1 protein-coding gene is annotated in these 1,243 nt (G+C 69.9%); it reads left to right on the top strand.

The window, feature by feature from the left end:
- On the top strand, positions 1 to 1,221 hold a 1,221-nt coding region (locus ABZY11_RS44575; protein ID WP_356484632.1), incomplete at its 5' end, for an IS701 family transposase.
- Between the last annotated feature and the right edge of the window lie 22 nt (positions 1,222 to 1,243).

The following is a 1,243-nucleotide window of genomic DNA, read 5'->3' as shown; positions in this document are numbered from 1 at the left end:
GCCGCCCGTGCCTATCTGCTCGGGCTGCTGTCGAACGTCGAGCGCAAGAACTGCTGGCAGCTGGCTGAGCAGGCCGGTCACGCCCGACCTGGTCCGATGCAGCGCCTGCTGCGCTACGCCCGCTGGGACGCCGACGCTGTCCGTGACGACCTGCGCGCCTACGCCGCCGACCACCTCGGCACCGACGACGCGGTGCTGATCGTGGACGAGACGGGCTTTCTGAAGAAGGGCCGAGCCTCGGCGGGCGTGCAACGGCAGTACACCGGCACCGCAGGACGCATCGAGAACTCCCAGGTCGGCGTGTTCCTCGCTTACGCCACCAGCCGGGGAAGGGCCCTGATCGACCGTCGGCTCTACCTGCCCGAGCACTCCTGGTGCACCGATCCCGACCGCCGTCAAGCGGCCGGGATACCCGAGTACGTGCAGTTCGCGACCAAGCCCCGCTTGGCCGGGGAGATGATCACCGCCGCGCTGGACGCGGGACTCACCGTCTCCTGGGTGACCGGCGACGAAGCCTACGGCCAGGACCCGCACCTGCGAGCCCGCCTCGAAGACCGCGGTATCGGCTACGTGATGGCCGTCGCCTGCTCGACGCGGGTGCGGATCAACCACGGCCGCACCCCTGTCCGTGCGGACACCGTGGCGGGCAGCCTGCCCGCCACCGCCTGGCACCGCCAGAGCGCCGGGATGGGCGCGAAGGGCCCCCGCTACTACGACTGGGCCTGGATCCACATCGGCAGCGACAGCCATCGCCACCTGCTCATCCGTCGCAACCGGACCACCGGTGAACTCGCCTTCTACCTGTGCTGGTCACCCACCGAGGTACCCCTCGCGGAACTCGTCCGCGTCGCCGGCGTCCGCTGGAGCGTCGAGGAATGCTTCCAGGCCGCCAAGGGCCAGGTCGGACTCGACCACTACCAGGTCAGGCACTGGACCTCATGGCACCGCCACATCACGCTCGCCATGCTCGCCCTGGCCTTCCTGAGCGCCGTCGCCGCCAGCGCGGCCCCGGACCGGCCCGCCGATCCGCACCACCCCACCCGCAGCCGCGAACCGATCACGCTGACCGTCCCGGAGATCCGCCACCTACTCGCCGCCTTCCATTCACCGGTCGTGTCCGCGGCCAGGCTGCTGCACTGGTCCAACTGGCGCCGAAAGCACCAGGCCACAGCCCGTCGCAGCCACTACCGACGACGATCCGCCGATGAACCCACGGGATAGATCACGAAACCGTACTGGAGTA

Source organism: Streptomyces sp. NPDC006510 (assembly GCF_040611955.1).
GTDB lineage: Bacteria > Actinomycetota > Actinomycetes > Streptomycetales > Streptomycetaceae > Streptomyces.
This window is presented reverse-complemented; position numbering and strand designations above follow the sequence as displayed.